Origin of the sequence: Bacillus sp. MSP13, from assembly GCF_000815295.1 — a bacterium.
GTDB classification, from domain to species: Bacteria; Bacillota; Bacilli; order Bacillales; family Bacillaceae; genus Bacillus; species Bacillus vallismortis.
Window position 1 is genome coordinate 1 of record NZ_JXAQ01000010.1, and the last position, 18214, is coordinate 18214.

General features: G+C 39.2%; 12 protein-coding genes and 2 pseudogenes. 12 read left to right on the forward strand and 2 right to left on the reverse strand.

Annotated elements, in window-relative coordinates; translation table 11 throughout:
* The first annotated feature begins 229 nt into the window (after positions 1-229).
* From SC79_RS10625 to SC79_RS10645, 5 genes are all read left to right on the forward strand, one after another.
* The gene (locus SC79_RS10625) at positions 230-784 is read left to right on the forward strand and encodes an SdpA family antimicrobial peptide system protein (RefSeq protein WP_039075011.1); all 555 of its coding nucleotides are present in this window, start codon (positions 230-232) and stop codon (positions 782-784) included.
* A complete protein-coding gene (locus SC79_RS10630) occupies positions 775-1746 on the forward strand; it encodes a sporulation-delaying protein SdpB family protein (protein WP_039075012.1) in 972 nt (323 codons plus the stop codon). Before SC79_RS10625 ends, SC79_RS10630 begins: the two co-directional genes overlap by 10 nt.
* 19 nt (positions 1747-1765) lie before the next feature.
* Entirely contained in the window at positions 1766-2335 is a 570-nt protein-coding gene (locus SC79_RS10635; protein WP_039075013.1) for a sporulation delaying protein family toxin, read from the forward strand.
* Between the two features lie 107 nt (positions 2336-2442).
* Positions 2443-3378 (forward strand): MerR family transcriptional regulator, encoded by a 936-nt coding sequence (locus SC79_RS20585; protein ID WP_039075014.1) that lies wholly within the window; start codon positions 2443-2445, stop codon positions 3376-3378.
* Positions 3378-3671: a hypothetical protein gene (locus SC79_RS10645; protein ID WP_231559193.1), complete on the forward strand. Its 294-nt coding sequence runs from the start codon at positions 3378-3380 to the stop codon at positions 3669-3671. Before SC79_RS20585 ends, SC79_RS10645 begins: the two co-directional genes overlap by 1 nt.
* A gap of 560 nt (positions 3672-4231) precedes the next feature.
* On the opposite strand, the gene SC79_RS10650 is transcribed toward SC79_RS10645, so the two are convergent.
* Together SC79_RS10650 and SC79_RS10655 are read right to left on the reverse strand one after the other, a co-directional pair.
* The gene (locus SC79_RS10650) at positions 4232-4996 is read right to left on the reverse strand and encodes a TerC family protein (RefSeq protein WP_039075016.1); all 765 of its coding nucleotides are present in this window, start codon (positions 4994-4996) and stop codon (positions 4232-4234) included.
* Between the two features lie 298 nt (positions 4997-5294).
* On the reverse strand, positions 5295-6026 hold the full coding sequence (locus tag SC79_RS10655; protein ID WP_039075017.1) for a 2OG-Fe dioxygenase family protein: 732 nt from the start codon (positions 6024-6026) through the stop codon (positions 5295-5297).
* A 164-nt stretch (positions 6027-6190) separates the two neighbouring features.
* Between SC79_RS10655 and SC79_RS10660 the strand changes: the two genes are divergently transcribed.
* The 7 genes and pseudogenes from SC79_RS10660 to SC79_RS10690 all read left to right on the forward strand — a co-directional run bounded on the left by SC79_RS10660 (position 6191) and on the right by SC79_RS10690 (position 18096).
* On the forward strand, positions 6191-6934 hold the full coding sequence (locus SC79_RS10660; protein ID WP_039075018.1) for an SDR family NAD(P)-dependent oxidoreductase: 744 nt from the start codon (positions 6191-6193) through the stop codon (positions 6932-6934).
* A 66-nt stretch (positions 6935-7000) separates the two neighbouring features.
* Complete coding sequence (locus tag SC79_RS10665) at positions 7001-7936, forward strand: DMT family transporter (protein WP_039075019.1); 936 nt, start codon at positions 7001-7003, stop codon at positions 7934-7936.
* Between the two features lie 169 nt (positions 7937-8105).
* Positions 8106-15129: pseudogene (locus SC79_RS10670) on the forward strand (DNRLRE domain-containing protein).
* Positions 15130-15144: 15 nt separating this feature from the next.
* Positions 15145-15522, forward strand: coding sequence for a DUF2750 domain-containing protein (locus SC79_RS10675; protein ID WP_039075020.1), 378 nt, complete (start codon positions 15145-15147; stop codon positions 15520-15522).
* Between the two features lie 725 nt (positions 15523-16247).
* Positions 16248-16655, forward strand: coding sequence for a YxiG family protein (locus tag SC79_RS10680; protein WP_039075021.1), 408 nt, complete (start codon positions 16248-16250; stop codon positions 16653-16655).
* Between the two features lie 48 nt (positions 16656-16703).
* Positions 16704-17031: pseudogene (locus SC79_RS21295) on the forward strand (DNA-binding protein); the annotation flags it as partial.
* Positions 17032-17541: 510 nt separating this feature from the next.
* Positions 17542-18096 (forward strand): DUF4240 domain-containing protein, encoded by a 555-nt coding sequence (locus SC79_RS10690; RefSeq protein ID WP_039075022.1) that lies wholly within the window; start codon positions 17542-17544, stop codon positions 18094-18096.
* The last annotated feature ends 118 nt before the right edge of the window (positions 18097-18214 follow it).

The window sequence follows — 18214 nt, forward strand, 5'->3', positions numbered from 1 at the left end:
AGCTAATAAGCTCTCTTTTTTTTATCAAAAAAACTTGAATGTATAGTGAGTAAAAACGGGTTACTAATATATTGAATAATAGAAAATAAAAATAAACATACAGAAAAACAAAAAGGAAATTAAATTTATTAAAGAATAAAACAACCAAATAAATACAGTTCTATTTTACCTTTTTCTTTTATGTAAATATATGTATAATAACCATTAACAAATATACAGGAGATTCGATATGAATAAAAGTTCGATAAAAAACAAGAGTTTTCTAATGTTAGTAGTCATTTCTGCTGTGTGGATGGTTTTTATAGGTAAGTCGATCATTGCCGTTTTACCCGCAAATCCATGGTCTTCAAATTTAGATGAACAAAGTTTCATGAAAACTCTATATCCTCAGGGTTGGGGGTTTTTCAGTAAAAATCCTAGAGAAGAAATGGTAAATGTCTATGAAACTAAAAATTATACACAGGCAGTTTCTTGGCCAAATAATAGCTTTAAGAACATTTTCGGGTTAGACAGACATGGAAGAGCGCAAGGGATTGAGTTGGGATATTTAATCGAACAGATTCCAAGCTCTATAGAATGGAAGAACTGTCATGACGGATCAAGAGCTTGTTTAAAAAAGACTGATACTTTATTTGCTATAAAAAATAAAACACCTAATCCATCTTTGTGCGGAAACTTAGGTTTATCCAGAGAAACACTTATACCTTGGGCATGGAGCAATAAAAGTAGAAGTAATATTTCAAAAGAATCTAAAGTATTGAGAGTTGAAGTTAAATGTTCTTAAATGGAGGTGTTTATAAGACATTCAATGAAAAAACTTTTAATTGGGTTAATTGTAACTATCCCTGGACAAATGTTTATGGATTAGCAAGAAGTTTAATGGCTTTGTCGACAGCTCTAACGCTTATTTTTAATGATGCCAGTGTGTTTTTTAGACCAGCTAGCGGAATAGATACTTATCCTTATTGTCCAAAAACTATTCCAAGTGTTTTTTGCCTTACCTCAAATGATTATTCTCATCTGAATATAGTACGGTGGATTTGTGTATTGTTATTGATAATTATAGCAACTGGCTGGCGACCGAGAATCACTGGGTTTTTCCATTGGTGGATCTGTTATAGTTTGCAAGTTTCTGCACTTACGATTGATGGTGGCGAACAGGTGAATGCGGTATTTACTCTATTGCTCTTACCTATAACATTAACCGACGGTAGGAAATGGCATTGGTGTAATAATAAAGTAAGTGACATTAAAAGCAACGGAGAGTTTTATGCTAGGATGATAGCGTTGGTCTCTTTTGTTGTAATAAGAGTACAAGTTTCTATATTATATTTTAATTCATTTATAGCTAAGTTAGGTGAGGAAGACTGGATTAATGGAACAGCAGTTTATTACTATTCTCAACATTTAATGTTGGGATTTCCAGAGCCGATACTTCATGTGTTTCAATTTATAATCACTAGTAAATATATTGTGGTAGCTACTTGGGGAACATTGCTCATTCAGTTTTTATTATTTGCAGCTATACTGGCACCGAAAAAAAGTTGGAATCTTTTATTCTATATAGGACTGCTCATGCATGATATTTTTGCAATTATGTTTGGTTTGATTAGTTTTTCTATGATTATGTGCAGTATTTTAATTTTATATTTAAGACCTTTAGACAAACCTTTCAAGTTTAAAAAAATGAATCTTAAAAAAGGCTTATTAGAAAGGGGGGATAAACAAAAGGTTCTGAATTATTAAATAAGAAAGGGGAAAAGAAATGAAAGGGAATTTCATCAACAAAAAAAACTTAATATTCATTCTTTTTGTATTGTTAGTTTCATCAATTACATGTCATTTTAACTCTGCTGAGGCTATCGAAGGCCATAAATTTTCTGGTGAAGAAATTTATGCTGGTGTAGCCTTTGGGCAAGGAGATGTAGCAAAACTTTTTCCGGAAGTTTGGAGCAAAGAGAATTTGAAAAAATTGTCTACAAAAGAATCGAAGAGAAAAGCACTTAAGTTAATCGCAGAAATGAAGGAAGTAGATCCAGACTACTTCAATAATTTAGAGAAAGCCATTTATGAAAAAAAGGATCCAAAAGAAGTCAAGGAACTTCTCACAAGAAGCGGAAAAATTCTAAAAAAAGTTGATCCAAATATTTCTGAAAATACTCAAGTTGACTCTGCCGAAGGAGCTTGTGTCACATTTGTTACGTGGACGGCAGTAGCTGCTATATGGGTAGCTGTTGTGGCCGGAGCAGTTGTTGTAGCTTCCACTGTGACTAATGATAAAACCTCTTTGATGAATGAAATGCTTACTAAAAACATGGTGGAGAGATTAAATTAAACTCTAAAATGGATCTTAATTTTAAAAAGTTAAGATCCATTTTTTTATTGACATATCCCTCACGGACACCTTTAAGATAAAAGTGAAAACTCTAAGGGGTGAATGTAATGAATATTAAACAAGTATCTGAATTAACAGGTTTAACTAAAAAAGCGATTAAGTATTATGAATCTGAAGGATTAATTGAAGTTAATAAAAACCCAACGAATCAGTACAGAGAATATTCCGAAAAAGAAGTTTCTCAGTTGAACTTAATTGCGTCCCTTCGATTGCTTCATATGCCTATAAAAGAAATTAAATCTCTTCTAATTGGAGAAAGAAGGCTTTCAGAATTACTAAATGAACAGTTAAATCAAATTAATATAAATTTAAAGCAGCTTGAGCAACAAAGATTATTAACAGAGACTCTCATACAAAATATAAATGAAATAGACGATTTTAGTGATAAGATTAAAATTTTAGAAGACACTTTGCAGTTAAAAGATCAAGAAAAGAAAGAATATATACTGGATAAAATCTTGAGAATATTCCCGGGTAAATTTGGTGAATTTGTTGTTGTTATGTTTGAGCCTTTTTTAGAAGTTACTATTGATAATGAGAGTAAACGCTTGGATTGGTTAAATTTAGTTAGTTATTTGGATGACATTGAAGAGGTAGAGGATAATCATCCGATTATGAAGTTAATTATGGAAAATGAGCAAGAGTTGGAAAGACTTAAGAAGAGCAATTATGATACTGTAAATAAAATAATTAATAAAGACCCTGAACTAATTGAGCAACAAAAACGAGCAATAATAGACTTGGTTAAAAATGTTAAAACAAGTGAAGAGTTTAAAGAGAATTTTATTAAACAAGTAAATAGCGGAAATGACCTTCCACAATTAAAAGAAGGAAGTAAATTTAGTGATATGTTATATAAAATAAGTTCTAAGTATAAGCTCTTTTTAGACAATCAAACAGAAATAAAAAAACAAGCCGATGCAGAGTTAGGATTTGATTCAAAGCAATTTTTAGAAGCCATTATAAAGGGTGAAAGAGATTGATGAACTATATTATTGGCGGGATTATATGCTTATTATTTGCCTATTTAATTGGTGTAAAAAAAATATTAGTTCTATTAATAAATTACAATGACTTTACTTTTTTAGGTGATAAGGATAAGTTATCAAAAAGAATGGGGATTATACTATTTATAATTGGAGTATTCACTATATTAATGCCTTTGTTACTTATGGTTTTTGGCGTTTTAATAAAAAGCATATATACAGTCATAATAATTGCTTTAGTCTTACTTGCTTCTTTATTTATTGTAGTTCCATACTTTCAAATCAAATAAATGACTTCATTCAATGTAATCTAGTCTAAGGAAAAAATCTGAGAATTTATACACAATATGCAATCAAAAGAACAGAGTTATTTTCCCTAGCCGGTAAACCATAGAAGATATAACCTATTGTGACCATTATTCTGGACAAAAGTTTATGGTGTTTAATTGCTTGATGAAAGCGCCAATTTTGATTTTTAATATGACTAGTGTGTTTCTTAGACAGTTAGCGATACATATCTTCATTTTCCAAAAACTACTCGTTTGAATTTTTGTATTGCTAAATTTATAGTGACTAACTGACGTCCGAAAATCACACTTGAGTGATTCAATGGTAGACTTAATTAAATGGCTGTATAAGTGAACACTGTTTGAAGAAGAGTAGAGTTTGTATTTTCTGTAATTTTGTAACTGTTATTTTTATGTTCCAAGAAAACACAACTAAAAATACAAGATGTTTTTTGATGCGAATCTTTACCAAAAGAGGCGACTCCCATTGATACCTAAGGGATGGACGCCTCTTTTTGTTTTCAATGCGTGTAGCGGCCTTGTTCACATAATAGTCCCGTATGCTATTTCTTTGCTGCTTTATTGGCCGGCGCAAACCAACCGAATAATGCAATGGCTATTAAGACGCCGTAGAAGATCAGCGTCCAGGTGGTGCTGTGCGGAAAGTGGTGATCTAAAATCCCGATATCCTCATGGGCAAGGGTAATGACCACCAGTTTGACCCCGACCCAGGCCACAATGGCATAAGCGGTTGTTTCCAGTGCAGGGCGCTGATTAAGGAGCTTGACAAACCAGGTTGCTGCAAACTTAATCAGGATAAGCCCGGCAATCCCGCCAAGGACAACAACAATAAATTGGCCTCCATCCATGCCGCCGAAATCATCAAGCGGTGAATCCGGAAGACCGAGCGCTAAAGCAACCGCAGCCAGAATCGAATCAATGGCAAAAGCAAGGTCCGCTAAAGCAATCTTTCCGACTGTAGGCCAAAAACCTTTTCCGGCAGCCTTTTCTTTGGCTTCCTCATGAATGTTCTCATTTTTTTTCCCGAAACGGGCCTTTATCACATGCTTTAACCCCAGGTAAAGGAGATACGCTGCTCCTATCGCCTGAATCTGCCAGACATTTGCGATAAACGAAATGGCAAAAAGCGCCCCAAACCGGAAGACAAATGCCATAATGATTCCATAATTTATCGCTCTTTTTTTCTGATCATCGGGTAAATGCTTGGCGATCACTGCCAGTACAAGGGCATTATCAGCCGACAGCAGTCCTTCTAATCCAATTAAAATGAGTAACGTCCAAGCATATTCCAACCAGATAGACTCCATCAACATCTTTCCTTTCTAAAACGTAAAGTGTGCTGTAAAAGGTGCGATATCAACAGCATTCCCCTTCTCATCTATCGTTAACCCAATTGAGCAGGTTGGTATTTATTGGGAGATCTTCGCGTTAGCAAAAAACACCCCGGCTCTCAGAGATAGCGGGGGGTGTTTTTGAAACAATTTAAATTTACAAATGTGAAAAATCATCTGATCATTTCATTGTGGATATCTTTCTTTTTCATAAAGCTCTTGGTATGTTCTTTCTGCCTCTAGAATATAGTTTGCTCTAAGAATCTCTATCATTTTATTTATTGGAAAATGTAACCAATAGTATATCGCGATGTGCGCCATCTTCATTTACAGTGCCGACCGGTGTTACCGCATGAAAGACCTTTTGCCCGAGAGCGAGTGTTTCTAGCGGGGCCTTAAGCCGCAGCACTTTATCAATTTGTTTGACAGACGGAGCAATCAAGTTATCCCCGCCGATGGCATCCTCGCTCAGTTGAAACAGATGCACGAATACAAGCGGTTCATCATCACGATGCAGCCAAATGGGAGAACTGTATGAAGGCGCATCAGGTGTGACATGATATCTGATTTGGTGGAGGCCGACGATCACTTCTTTCTCCCAATCGACAAAATCGGTTTGGCGGGCCATTTCTAGATTTGAATGTATCATTTGCTGCGTCACAGGATGCTGTAGAAACTCATCTGGTATTCTATCGAATTCTCTGACAATACCGCCGTCATCGTAATTATATTCTTTTGATTGGAAATATCCGTTATCAGAATCTAATTCAAGGGTGTCAGAGTGAGGAGCCAGAATATAGCGGGAATGCGCTCTGTAACGGCCGCCTCCTTTAGGATCAGCCTTCAAAGCCTCATATGTAAGCTGTAATTCGCGGACAGCGTCGTCTGTAGTTTTTTGCTGGTAGAAAGCTGCTGGAATATACGAATAGCCGTTTTCCTTTAAAAAAGAAGCATAGTTTGAAATGTCAGATGTTAACTCTTTTTGTACTTTTGAAACTGGAACCATATGAATCTCTCCTTAAAAGCAGATGATTTTTTTAGAAATTTCCTGTATAATAGATAATGTGGAAAATAGAGGATATAGTGCGATACTAAACTGGTTGTAATTTTTTGTCAAACTATTATTCAGATAATTGCGAATTACCAAAATGAAAAAAGGCAGAATGTGAAATGGTGAAAAAAAAGAATATAATAATCACTGGGGCAAATAGTGGAATCGGCTTTGCAGCCGTAAAGCAATTTCTAGCGGACGGTTTTCGGGTCGTTGGGGTAGATATTCAAACAAATAAAATGTCAGAATTTATAGTAAACAGCGACTTTCACATGGTAGAAGCAGACTTGTCTGATGTTCAGCAGGCGGAATCTTTGATGCCAAAGCTTGAACAAAGCCAAGTGATTCCTGACATCTTAATCAATGCAGCAGGAATAAGGGAAATCACCTCTGTTCTTGAGCTATCAGCAGAATCATTCAAAAAGGTCATAGACATTAATCTGACAGCAGCTTTTATTCTTTCCCGGGACGCGGCAAGGCTGTGGTCTAAGCTGGAGAAACGAGGCTGTATGATCAATATCGCTTCTGTGTCCGGGCTGATGGCAGAGCCTGCGCGGGCCGCTTATGTGTCTTCCAAGCATGCGGTCATTGGACTGACGAAGCAGCTTGCTATGGAGTTCGGATCAAAGGGAATCAGAGTGAATAGCATTTCACCCGGCGTGATCCAAACAGAATTAACGGAAGAATATTTTCAAGATGATGAAATGGTTCAGCTAATCAAAGATAACCATGCCCTCCATACCTGGGGACAGCCGAGTGATATCGTTTCCTGTATGAAGTATTTAGCTTCTGATGAGGCGCACTTTATTACAGGCTCAAACTTTGTCATAGACGGCGGCTGGACAGCCGGCAAGAAACTATAATAAAGGGAAAAGCACCTTACAGTTGGGGTGCTTTCCCTATACATAACTGGAGGTAGAATACGCTTGATGCAACAGGATTTTTCCATTTCGTCAAAACAAAAATCAACAGCCGTGCTGAAAATGGTCATCTCTATGGTGATTTTCGGTTCCATCGGTTTTTTCTCAGAGAACACCAATCTGCCGTCATTCGAATTGGTATTCGTCCGCTGTCTTTGCGCAACGCTATTTTTAAGCTTTTGCTGGCTGGTATCCGGCCAGTATAAAACCGAAAAGTGGAGCAAGAGAGAAGTGTTGCAAACATTGGCGTGCGGTTTCTTTCTTGTATTCAATTGGGTGTTCTTATTTAAGTCTTTTGAAGAAACATCTGTCACCATCGCCATCTCTGTTTATCACCTTGCGCCAGTGCTAGTTCTTCTCCTGGGGAGCATCATCTACAGAGAAAAATTAAACGTCATCTCCGTCAGCTCCATCATCATCTGTTTTCTGGGTACGGCGCTGATTTCCGGGATTAATGGCAGCACATCACTAACACAGCTAATGGGATCAGGAATCATTTGGGCCGTTCTCGCCGCGTTGTTTTATGCGTTTACCACTTTATTGGGAAAAGGCATTCAAAACCTCAGCCCTTACACGACCACCTTCCTGCAAACGGGTTTAGGCATCATCATTCTGATTCCGTTTATTCACTTCGGCGCTTTTGCCGGACTGTCTCAAGGCAACTGGATCATGGTGGTGTCTACCGGAATCATCCATACGGGTATTGTCTATTTGCTGTTTTTTGATAGTTTACGATTTTTATCAACGAAATTTATTTCCATCATTGTCTTCCTCGACCCAGCTGTCGCGATCGTGCTGGATACCGTCTTCACAGGCTTTCGCCCAGACCTCTACCAAACACTAGGCATCGTGATGATCTTTGCGGGCATGGCTTTGACGCTTGTCAGGAAGCGGGGGAAGGCGGAGTTGGTTGCTGAGGGTAAGGATGTTGAACAAGTTCAATAATGACAGGAAGAGTGTGAAAAGGCCTAATGGGCCTTTTTTTGTTTTAGGTCAATTGACTCTCGCTATTCCTTAAAATAACATAAACTTTCTAGAAAAATATTGTAATAATATTTCATTCTAGTTAAGATTATTGGGTAAATATTACGTTTATTACAAAAGGAGAGAGGAAATGAAAAAAAGAAAGAGGCGGGCCTTTAATAGGTTCATTGCAGTTTTTTTAGTATTGGCTCTAATGATTTCAATATTTCCGGCAGATGTACTGGCAAAAACCACAGAAGAAGAGGCTGGAAATCGTATCGTTGCTGATGATCCAGAAGAAACGCTTCAGAATGAACAAACAGAACAAGCGGTGCCTTTTCCTCAACAAGATATAAACAAAGAGGGAGAGATCACCTCAGAAAGAACAGAAAATACAAAGCTTTATTATGAAGGAGACGGTGTTTATAAACAGGAAGTATATCCTGAGCCTATTCATACAAAGGAAACACCGAATGCTGACTGGGAAGACATTTCTCCTGAGTTAAAAGAGTCGACAAGCAAACAAGTCGAGACAGAAAATGCCATCCTGAATTCAGATTTTCAAAAGCAAATGAACAACGGGCTTTATGCGACTTTTGAGTACAATGACCACAAACTTACATATTCACTTGTAGAAGCGAAAGGCCCAAATAAACCTTCACTTACTCCGAAAGATACCCTCAGCAGACTATAAGACCGACAGTAATGAGATTGTGTATCCGGATGTGTTTCCGAATATTGATCTTCAGACTTTCACATTCAACGAAAACATCAAAGAAGATGTAGTCCTCCATCAGTATGATGGATACAACACATTTACATTTCAGGTCAAAACCGATTTACAGGCTAAAGAACAAGAGGATGGATCCATTGATTTTTCTGATGAAAAAGGAAAAGTTGTTTTTTCTGTGCCTAGACCTTTTATGACGGATTCAAAGTTAGATGAGCTTTCCGGTGAGGTTGAACGGTCGGACAAAGTCAGCTACAAGCTGGAAAAGAATGAACAAGGGTATTTGCTTCACCTCACAGCGGACGAGAATTGGCTGAAAGACCCTGAACGGGTATACCCAGTTTCTATCGACCCGTCAACGTCTGTATCTGTTTCATCAGATACGTTTGTCATGAGCGCCTATCCGACGACGAATTACTCGGCATCCTCACAAAAATGGGATGCCAATCTAAAATCTTACGTGCTGAAAACGGGCTACTATGACAAAACAACAGGCACAAACTATGCGTTCATGAAATTTAACAACCTAAAACCGATTCAAAATATGACTGTCACCAAAGCGACATTAAAAACATACGTTGCCCATTCCTATTATGGAACAAAGGCAACCGGTCTCTGGCTGGATACAGTCAACAGCAATTATGATCATGCAAAAGTAACTTGGAACACGAAACCGGCATCTAAAAATATCGGAAAAGCAGACGTCCATAAAGGACAGTGGGCGAGCTACGATGTGACGGCGGCTGTAAAGTCATGGAATTCCGGCGGGGCCAACTATGGATTTAAGCTTCATGCAAACGGAAACGGCAAAGAATATTGGAAAAAACTGATTTCATCAGCGAACTCCGCCAATAAACCGTATATTGAAGTGACATACACCATACCAAAGGGAAACACACCTGCTGTTAAAGCATACAGTAACGGGAACAGCACTGGCTTTTTCAATATCAGCTGGAAAAAGGCCGATGGTGCAAAAGGCTATAAGGTGTGGATTTATAATGGGAAAGAATATCAAGCGATCTCAGTCGGCAACACGACATCCTGGAGCTCAAAAGGGAAAAACATTTGGCCGACAAATGCAGAAATTTCATCCGGTAAGTACAAGCTTCACCTTGATGGTAAAGGCGGAACTGAATTAGCGCTAGATCCATCTCCCGTGTATAAGAACTCCGGCGGAAGCTATGCCACAAGCAAAAACTATTGGATTGGCGTCAGTGTGATCTTTGACCAGGGAGAAGGAGCAATGTCCGCACCGGCAAAGCCTGTTATCCCTCATGTAGGAAAAGCGCAAGCACCGTCAACAAAGGGCTTTAATAATGGGAATGCCACAGGGTACTTCGATCTTTCTTGGAAAGCTGTATCTGGTGCAACCGGCTATAAGGTTCAGGTGTTCAATGGAAAAGGCTTTGAGACACTTGATCTGGGAAATCAGACGTCTTGGACCACCAAGGGGAAAAAGATCTGGCCGACAAGTGCAGAAATCAAAGCGGGAAAGTATGCTCTTCATCTAAAGGACGGCAACGGAGCAGAGCTGCCGATCAATCCCGGGCCAACCTATAAAAACGCCGGTGGGGATGCAGCCAAAAAAAATTACTCATTTAAAATCATCGCCTATAACAAAGATGGCGAAGCCATTGCATCACCGGCTGCCAACCCTTCACTTCCTGATATCGCTAAACCAAAGAACTTATCCGGTTATGTGTATACAAACACAAAATCAAGCCAAACCGGCTATGTGAATTTGATATGGGAAAAGGTACAACATGCGAAAGGCTATAAAATTAATATCTATAACGGAAAAGAATATCAGTCCTATGATGTTGGGGACGTGGATCATTGGACAACCCAAAATAAAAACATCTGGCCGACGTCTGAGGAAATAAAAGCCGGAAGCTACAAGCTACATACAGACGGAAAAGGCCGTGAATTGGCACTTGATCCGTCACCTGTCTATAACAATGCGAATGGGAATGACAAAGGGAGGAAGAATTATTCTTTCACTCTTTCCGCCTATGATGCGAATGGTGAAACGATTCCGACGGCACCCTTTAACCCAACGTTCCATGAAGGCGCAGAATTCCTTGGAACAGAAGAATACTGGTCTATCATTGATATCCCAAGCGGCCAGTTAAATGGTGCGACAGGCAACGTCATTGTAAATGAAGAAGATTTATCAATTGACGGACGAGGGCCGGGACTTGGCTTATCGAGAACCTACAACAGTCTTGACAGCTCCGATCACTTATTTGGACAAGGCTGGTATGCTGATGCAGAAACATCTGTCATCTCAATGGGCGGCGGGGCAATGTATATTGATGAAGATGCTACGACTCATCGCTTTACGAAAAAAGCCGATGGCACGTATCAGCCGCCGACCGGTGTCTATCTTGAATTAACAGAAACAGCTGATCAGTTCATATTAAAAACAAAGGATCAAACCAACGCTTATTTCAATAAAAAAGGCGGCAAACTCCAAAAGGTAGTGGATGGCCATAACAATGCAACTGTCTACACTTACAATGACAAAAATCAACTGACAGCCATTACAGACGTATCAGGCCGCAAGCTCACATTCACATATGATGAAAATGGCCATGTGACTTCCATCACCGGACCTAAGAATAAGAAAGTCACCTACTCATATGAAAATGATTTGCTGAAGAAGGTTACGGATACAGACGGGACTGTCACAAGCTATGACTATGATGCGGAAGGGCGCCTGGTCAAACAGTATTCAGCCAATAGTACCGAAGCAAAGCCTGTCTTTACCGAATATCAGTATAGCGGACATCGTCTTGATAAGGCGATCAATGCTAAGAAAGAAACATATGTCTACAGCTATGATGCTGATAAAAAGACGCTTCTCATGACACAGCCGAATGGCCGGAAAGTACAGTACGGCTATAATGAAGCGGGAAATCCCATTCAGGTCATTGATGATGCGGAAGGGCTCAAAATTACAACGAATACAAAATATGAAGGCAATAATGTCGTAGAAGATGTAGATCCAAACGACGTTGGAACCGGAAAAGCAACAGAAAGCTATCAATATGACAAAGATGGCAACGTTACATCGATTAAAGACGCATATGGAACAGAGACATACGAATACAACAAAAACAACGATGTCACAAAGGTGAAGGATACCGAGGGGAATGTCACTGATATTGCCTATGACGGACTGGATGCTGTATCCGAAACCGATCAGAGCGGAAAATCATCTTCAGCAGCTGTTTATGATCAATACGGAAATCAGATTCAATCTAGCAAAGATTTATCAGCCTCAACCAATATTCTAAAAGACGGAAGCTTTGAAGCGCAAAAATCCGCCTGGAGTTTGACTGCATCTAAAGACAGCGGCAAAATCTCAGTCGTCGCCGCTAAAAGCGGAGTCCTTTCCGGATCAAAGGCATTGGAAGTCTTGAGCCAATCAACGACTGCCGGAACAGATCTCGGGTATTCGTCAGCGACACAAACAGTGGAACTGGAGCCGAATACAACCTATACATTAAGCGGGAAAATCAAAACAGATCTATCGAAATCAAGAGCCTATTTTAACATTGATTTGCGAGACAAAGATCAAAAACGAATTCAATGGATTCACAATGAATACAGTGCATTAGCTGGGAAAAATGATTGGACCAAACGGCAAATCACTTTTACGACTCCAGCTCATGCAGGAAAAGCTGTAGTGTACATGGAAGTCGATCATAGAGATAAAGATGGCAAAGGAAAAGCATGGTTTGATGAAGTCCAGCTGGAAAAAGGCGAAGTATCGTCAAGCTATAACCCAGTTCAAAACAGCAGTTTCACATCGGCAACGGAAAACTGGAGCGTAAGCGGGGCATCCGTTGATTCTGAGGAAGGATTTAATGATGATGTATCATTAAAAGCTGCCCGAACCAGTGCGTCCCAAGCCGGATCAGTAACAAAACAAACCGTTGTCTTAGGGCAAAGCGCAAACGACAAACCGGTTTATCTCACACTGACAGGAATGTCGAAAGCCAGCAGCGTCAAGTTTACAGATGAAAAAGACTATTCTCTGCAAGCGAATGTCACTTACGCGGACGGCAGCACAGGTGTATACAATGCGAAATTCCCTTCTGGAACACAGGAATGGAACCGCGCAGCTGTTGTTATACCAAAAACAAAACCGATCAATAAAGTCGATATCAGCATTCTGTTTCAAAAGAGTGCGACAGGCACAGTCTGGTTTGATGATATCCGCCTGATTGAAGGAAGCCTTTTAACCAAAAGCACGTATGACAGCAATGGTAACTATGTGACCAAGGAAGAGGACGAACTAGGTTACGCCACTTCAACTGATTACGATGAAACGGGTAAGAAAACAGCTGAAACGGATGCAAAAGGCGACAAAACAACCTATACGTATGATCAGGCAGACCAATTGACAAACATGACGCTCTCCAACGGCACGTCTCTCCTTCACAGCTATGATAAGGAAGGCAATGAGGTAAGCAAAACCATCCGGGCGGGAGCAGATCAAACCTATCAATACGAATATGATGTGATGGGCAAGCTTGTCAAAACAACTGACCCTCTGGGCAATGTGCTAGCAAGCGAATATGACGCCAACAGCAACCTGACCAGAACCATTTCACCGAATGGCAACGAAGTGTCTCTTTCTTATGATGGAACAGACCGGGTAAAATCAAAATCGTATAACGGTACAGAAAAGTACAATTTCACGTATGACAAAAATGGAAATGAAACGTCGGTCGTCAATAAAGAGCAGAACACCACAAAGAAACGGACATTTGACAACAAAAACCGTTTAACCGAATTGACCGACCGCGGCGGCAGCCAAACTTGGACATATCCTAGTGACTCCGATAAGCTGAAAACCTTCTCGTGGACTCATGGGGACCAAAAAGGAACGAATCAATTTACGTATAACAAACTTGATCAAATGGTTGAGATGAAAGACAGCACATCTGCATATTCATTTGATTATGATGAAAATGGCAACGTCCAAACCTTTATTACGGGCAACGGCGGCGGAACAAGTTTTTCATATGACGAAAGAAACCTTGTAAGCTCGCTGCATATCGGCGACAAAAATGGCGGAAGCATTCTGACAGAAAGCTATGAATACGATGCGAACGGCAACCGCACAACGATAAACAGCTCAGCAAGCGACAAGGTGAAATATGAGTATGGGAAGCTGAATCAGCTTGTCAAAGAAACCCATGAAGACGGTACTGTCATTGAATACACATATGATGGATTCGGGAACCGGAAAACCGTTACAACTGTAAAAGACGGTACAAGCAAAACGGTGAATGCTTCCTTCAACATCATGAACCAGCTGACAAAAGTCAATGATGAAAGCATCTCTTACGATAAAAACGGCAACCGCACATCCGACGGCAAATTCACATATACGTGGGATGCAGAGGATAACCTGACTGCCGTTACAAAAAAAGGCGAAGACAAGCCGTTCGCAACATACAAATTTGATGAAAAAGGAAACAGAATCCAAAAAACCGTCAACGGAAACGTCACGAACTACTTCTACGACGGAGACAGCCTGAACGTCTTGTATGAAACGGACGCGGACAACAAAGTCACAAAAGCATACACATACGGTGATAGTGGACAACTGCTAGCATTCACGCAAAATGGCAAGAAATATTTCTATCACTACAACGCACAAGGTGACGTCATTGCAATCTCAGATAGCACGGGAAAAACCGTTGCCAAGTATCAATATGACGCATGGGGAAATCCAACAAAAACCGAAGCAAGCGACGAAGTAAAAGACAACCGCTACCGCTACGCAGGCTACCAATACGACGAAGAAACCGGCCTGTACTATCTCATGGCCCGCTACTACGAGCTAAGAAACGGCGTGTTCCTATCGCTCGACCCAGACCCGGGCAGCGACGGCGACTCATTGGATCAAAATGGGTATGCTTATGGAAATAATAACCCGGTGATGAATGTTGATCCGGATGGGCATTGGGTATGGCTTGTGGTAAATGCCGGATTTGCAGCCTATGATGGGTATAAGGCATATAAATCAGGTAAAGGATGGAAAGGTGTTGCTTGGGCAGCTGCTTCTAACTTTGGTCCTGGGAAGATATTTAAGGGTGCTAAGAGGGTTTATAGTTTTGCAAAAATTGCAGGCAGACAAGGAAAACAAGCTAAGTTAAAATCTTTATTAAAGGATCCTAAACAACCTAGGCATGTTAGAGGGTGGATAAAAAATGAAATCAGGCATAAAAAATACAAAAATAGGAAATCTATACGTGTCCCAAAAGGATATGAACTAGCTCACAAAAGAGGATATGAGGCAAGAAAAGGTTCGAGCTATAAGCATTCTAATTTACAAGTAATAAGAAATCATAGGTTGCAGCATTTTCACGATGGTTACGGTAAAGGTAGAAAAAATAAAAGTACTCGATGGAAATATAGAAGATAATAAGGAGAATAAAAAATGAATGAAAAAGAACTTGAAATGACGTTAAGGTTAGATCCTAATAAAAGATATCGTTATTTTATTAAGAAAGTTGTTGATTATGAAGAAGTCTGGTCATTAAGTAATGAGAAAGGATGGGTTACATCTGAAGACGATAATGGAAAAATACAACTTCATTTTTGGCCAACAAAAGAGCATGCAAAATATTGTGCAATTGAGAAGTGGAAAGATACAAACCCGGAATCAATAAGTTTAGAGGATTTTGTAGAGAACTGGCTTCCTGGTATGCTTGAAGATAAAGTCGGCATTTCTATTTTTTTCAATAATAATGATTCAATTTCAATACCAATTCCTCAAGTTCACTCTGATATCGAGGATGAATTAGAAAACTATTAATTAAACACTTTTTAAGACAGACAATCTTCGCTCTCTCTTAATTTAATTAACTGTGAAAGGAGTTTTTCTATCAATAACTAAAAAAGGTAGTGTTTTATGAAAAAATATCTGAAAAACTAAATGGAAATCATAGAAAGTCTATTAAAAAAAATACGGCAAGAGGTTTTGCCTACCAATTCGCTGATGTAGGGCAAAGCCGCGATTTGTTGGAAGTAGTCTTATCAAATTCTATTGAATGTATGTTGCGCGAAAATTCAAGGTGAATAGCAAAAAGGAGGCTGAACAGTTATTAAAAGAAACCGTTTTTATCTTGGGTTTTAGAGCATAAATGATATTGTCTATCTATTTAATCCACATAGTGATGAAGTGGGAGCTATCAAGAGTACCCTGAAAGAAATTGCGCATCTAGACTGTTTATTAATTTTATTGAATTTGAAGGTCAATTACTTTCTATTAGCTTTATTTTGCAAGAACCATCCTCTTAGTAACTTTGAATACGTGGTGATCAATTTAACCGCGGTAAAGCTAATAGAATGCATAATTAAAATCAAAAGCGAGATTGATTTTAAGGACTCTCATGTACTTATTTGTTTTCAACAGATGATTTAATGATTGGATAAAAGGTATATACTTTTTCGGCTTGATGAGAAATTATGATTATCATCAAGCCCCTTTTATATACGGATTTGTTGGTATATAAACAGAGATTAGTCAGGAGAGGAAGAATGTACAAAACAATTGAACAATGGATAGATTATATTGACGGGGGTTGCAATGTTTTAAAGATCGATTATCAGTTCTTTAAACTAGAACTCTTACTTGAGATTCAGGTTGTTCAAAATAAAGCTGAATATACGCATAATATTATATTTCAAAATGTAGCTTCTGTTTATTTTAATGGAGGTGATGGTGATATCAGATTGGAAAAGGTTGTACCGGAGGAGTTCAATTGGCAAATTTACGAGATTAGTTATCACCCGGAAGGAATCGGAAACCTATCAAATCCTGTAATTCCAGAGTATCATTCAAATGCTAATTTTCTCATTGACATAAACAGAAGATTGATAGCTGTAGAGGCTGAGACTGTTTCTTTTGATTCAAAACAATTTTATGCGTATAAGGTTAACGAGTAAGAGAACAAATTTCAGCCATTTCTAACTCCTAACTCGGGAGCATGATCAATGAAAAACTTAAAAATGAATAAAATCATCAACACGAAAACCCACGATTGTTTTTTTCATGCCGATGCACAGGGACGTGTCTACATTGGAAAAGGTGTGAAAGGTGATATCACTGTTTCAATCTATGATCCTTCTGGTGATTGTTAAGGATTTTAAAGTAAAAGAGCAGATTGCATACAGCGATATTCAGCTCTTTCAACAAAGTGTAAATTGCTATGTTTTGGTTTATTACGAATCGTATGAGCCGAAAGTAAAGGTTTTTTCAGAAGAGGGAAGGGAGAAAAGTGTTTTTCACTTGCCTTCCGGGGTTTCCTGCTGTCTTTTGGATGGGAAACAAAACCTATGGGTCGGTTTAAGTGATGAAGGCATTTATGATGATGAAAACTCGAATGGACAAAGTGTGCTGTGCTTCACTTTAGACGGACAACTAAAGGAAACTCACTTTGATCAACAGCTTTCAGAAATATATGCGCCCGTGGTAGATGACTGCTATGCACTTGCAGAAAAAGACGGACTGATATACATGCTGTATTACTCTTATACAGTCATTGCTGCCTTTGATGAGACGGACGTGAGACGAGTGTGGATTGTTTCTGATAAAGAATGTTCGGGGGTATATGACCAGCTTGCGATTTCAGATGACGGGTTTTGGATATGCAAAGATGAACATTCACTGTCCCTCCTTCCGGCTGATGTCAGATGCCGGTGCAAAAGATGAAATGCTGTGATCAAGACGGGCGGGAGCTCTCCATACAACAGCTGAAACTAACAAGTAATGCTATTTATGCACTATCAGACTCAGGGATCTATAAGAGGGATATCAGAGGGGGGAAAACAAATGAATGAAACATCTTTTTGGCAGCTTATTGACCAAGCTGGCAGCCAGGAAGAACCTAATGAGTGGCTGCGTGATGCATTATTGAAAAAAGAAATCAATGAGATCGTTGATTTTGAATTTATGCTTCAGACATTCATGCAAAAAAGCTATCTGTCCTCACTATGGGCGGCAGCATACATCCTAATGGACGGTTGTTCGGACGATACATTTGATTATTTCCGCGGATGGCTGATTGCCCAGGGCAAAGAGACATTCGAAAAAGTGCTGGATGATCACGAGTATTTGGCAGCATACATCGCGGAGGAAACGCTTGACGAGGAAGGTTATCCACAAAATGAAGACTTGCTGTCAGTGGCAATTGAGGCGTTGACATATATGAAGACTGGCGACGATGAATGGGATGATGAAGTACACGACGAGCTTTTAGATGCGCTTGAACAAAAGGGAGTTGCTGAATCGGACGGTATTGAATTGGATTGGGAAGAGGAAGATTTGCCTCAAAGGTTTCCAAAACTGTGGGAGCGTTTTGAGGAAAATCCGCTGGGTGAGTTTTAAGTAGTATAGAATATGAAGCTTGTATCAATAAGCGATACAAGCTTTTTTAGAACAAATCTGAAGGATACATGACAAAGAAGACAAGAGAATGATGAAACAATTTAATAGAACTTGAGAA

Excerpts from the sequence above, each read along its gene's own strand:
- SC79_RS10625 (WP_039075011.1), top strand. The coding sequence starts at position 230 with ATGAATAAAAGTTCGATAAAAAACAAGAGTTTTCTAATGTTAGTAGTC.
- SC79_RS10630 (WP_039075012.1), top strand. The coding sequence starts at position 775 with ATGTTCTTAAATGGAGGTGTTTATAAGACATTCAATGAAAAAACTTTT.
- SC79_RS10635 (WP_039075013.1), top strand. The coding sequence starts at position 1,766 with ATGAAAGGGAATTTCATCAACAAAAAAAACTTAATATTCATTCTTTTT.
- SC79_RS20585 (WP_039075014.1), top strand. The coding sequence starts at position 2,443 with ATGAATATTAAACAAGTATCTGAATTAACAGGTTTAACTAAAAAAGCG.
- SC79_RS10645 (WP_231559193.1), top strand. The coding sequence starts at position 3,378 with ATGAACTATATTATTGGCGGGATTATATGCTTATTATTTGCCTATTTA.
- SC79_RS10650 (WP_039075016.1), bottom strand. The coding sequence starts at position 4,996 with ATGGAGTCTATCTGGTTGGAATATGCTTGGACGTTACTCATTTTAATT.
- SC79_RS10655 (WP_039075017.1), bottom strand. The coding sequence starts at position 6,026 with ATGGTTCCAGTTTCAAAAGTACAAAAAGAGTTAACATCTGACATTTCA.
- SC79_RS10660 (WP_039075018.1), top strand. The coding sequence starts at position 6,191 with ATGGTGAAAAAAAAGAATATAATAATCACTGGGGCAAATAGTGGAATC.
- SC79_RS10665 (WP_039075019.1), top strand. The coding sequence starts at position 7,001 with ATGCAACAGGATTTTTCCATTTCGTCAAAACAAAAATCAACAGCCGTG.
- SC79_RS10675 (WP_039075020.1), top strand. The coding sequence starts at position 15,145 with ATGAATGAAAAAGAACTTGAAATGACGTTAAGGTTAGATCCTAATAAA.
- SC79_RS10680 (WP_039075021.1), top strand. The coding sequence starts at position 16,248 with ATGTACAAAACAATTGAACAATGGATAGATTATATTGACGGGGGTTGC.
- SC79_RS10690 (WP_039075022.1), top strand. The coding sequence starts at position 17,542 with ATGAATGAAACATCTTTTTGGCAGCTTATTGACCAAGCTGGCAGCCAG.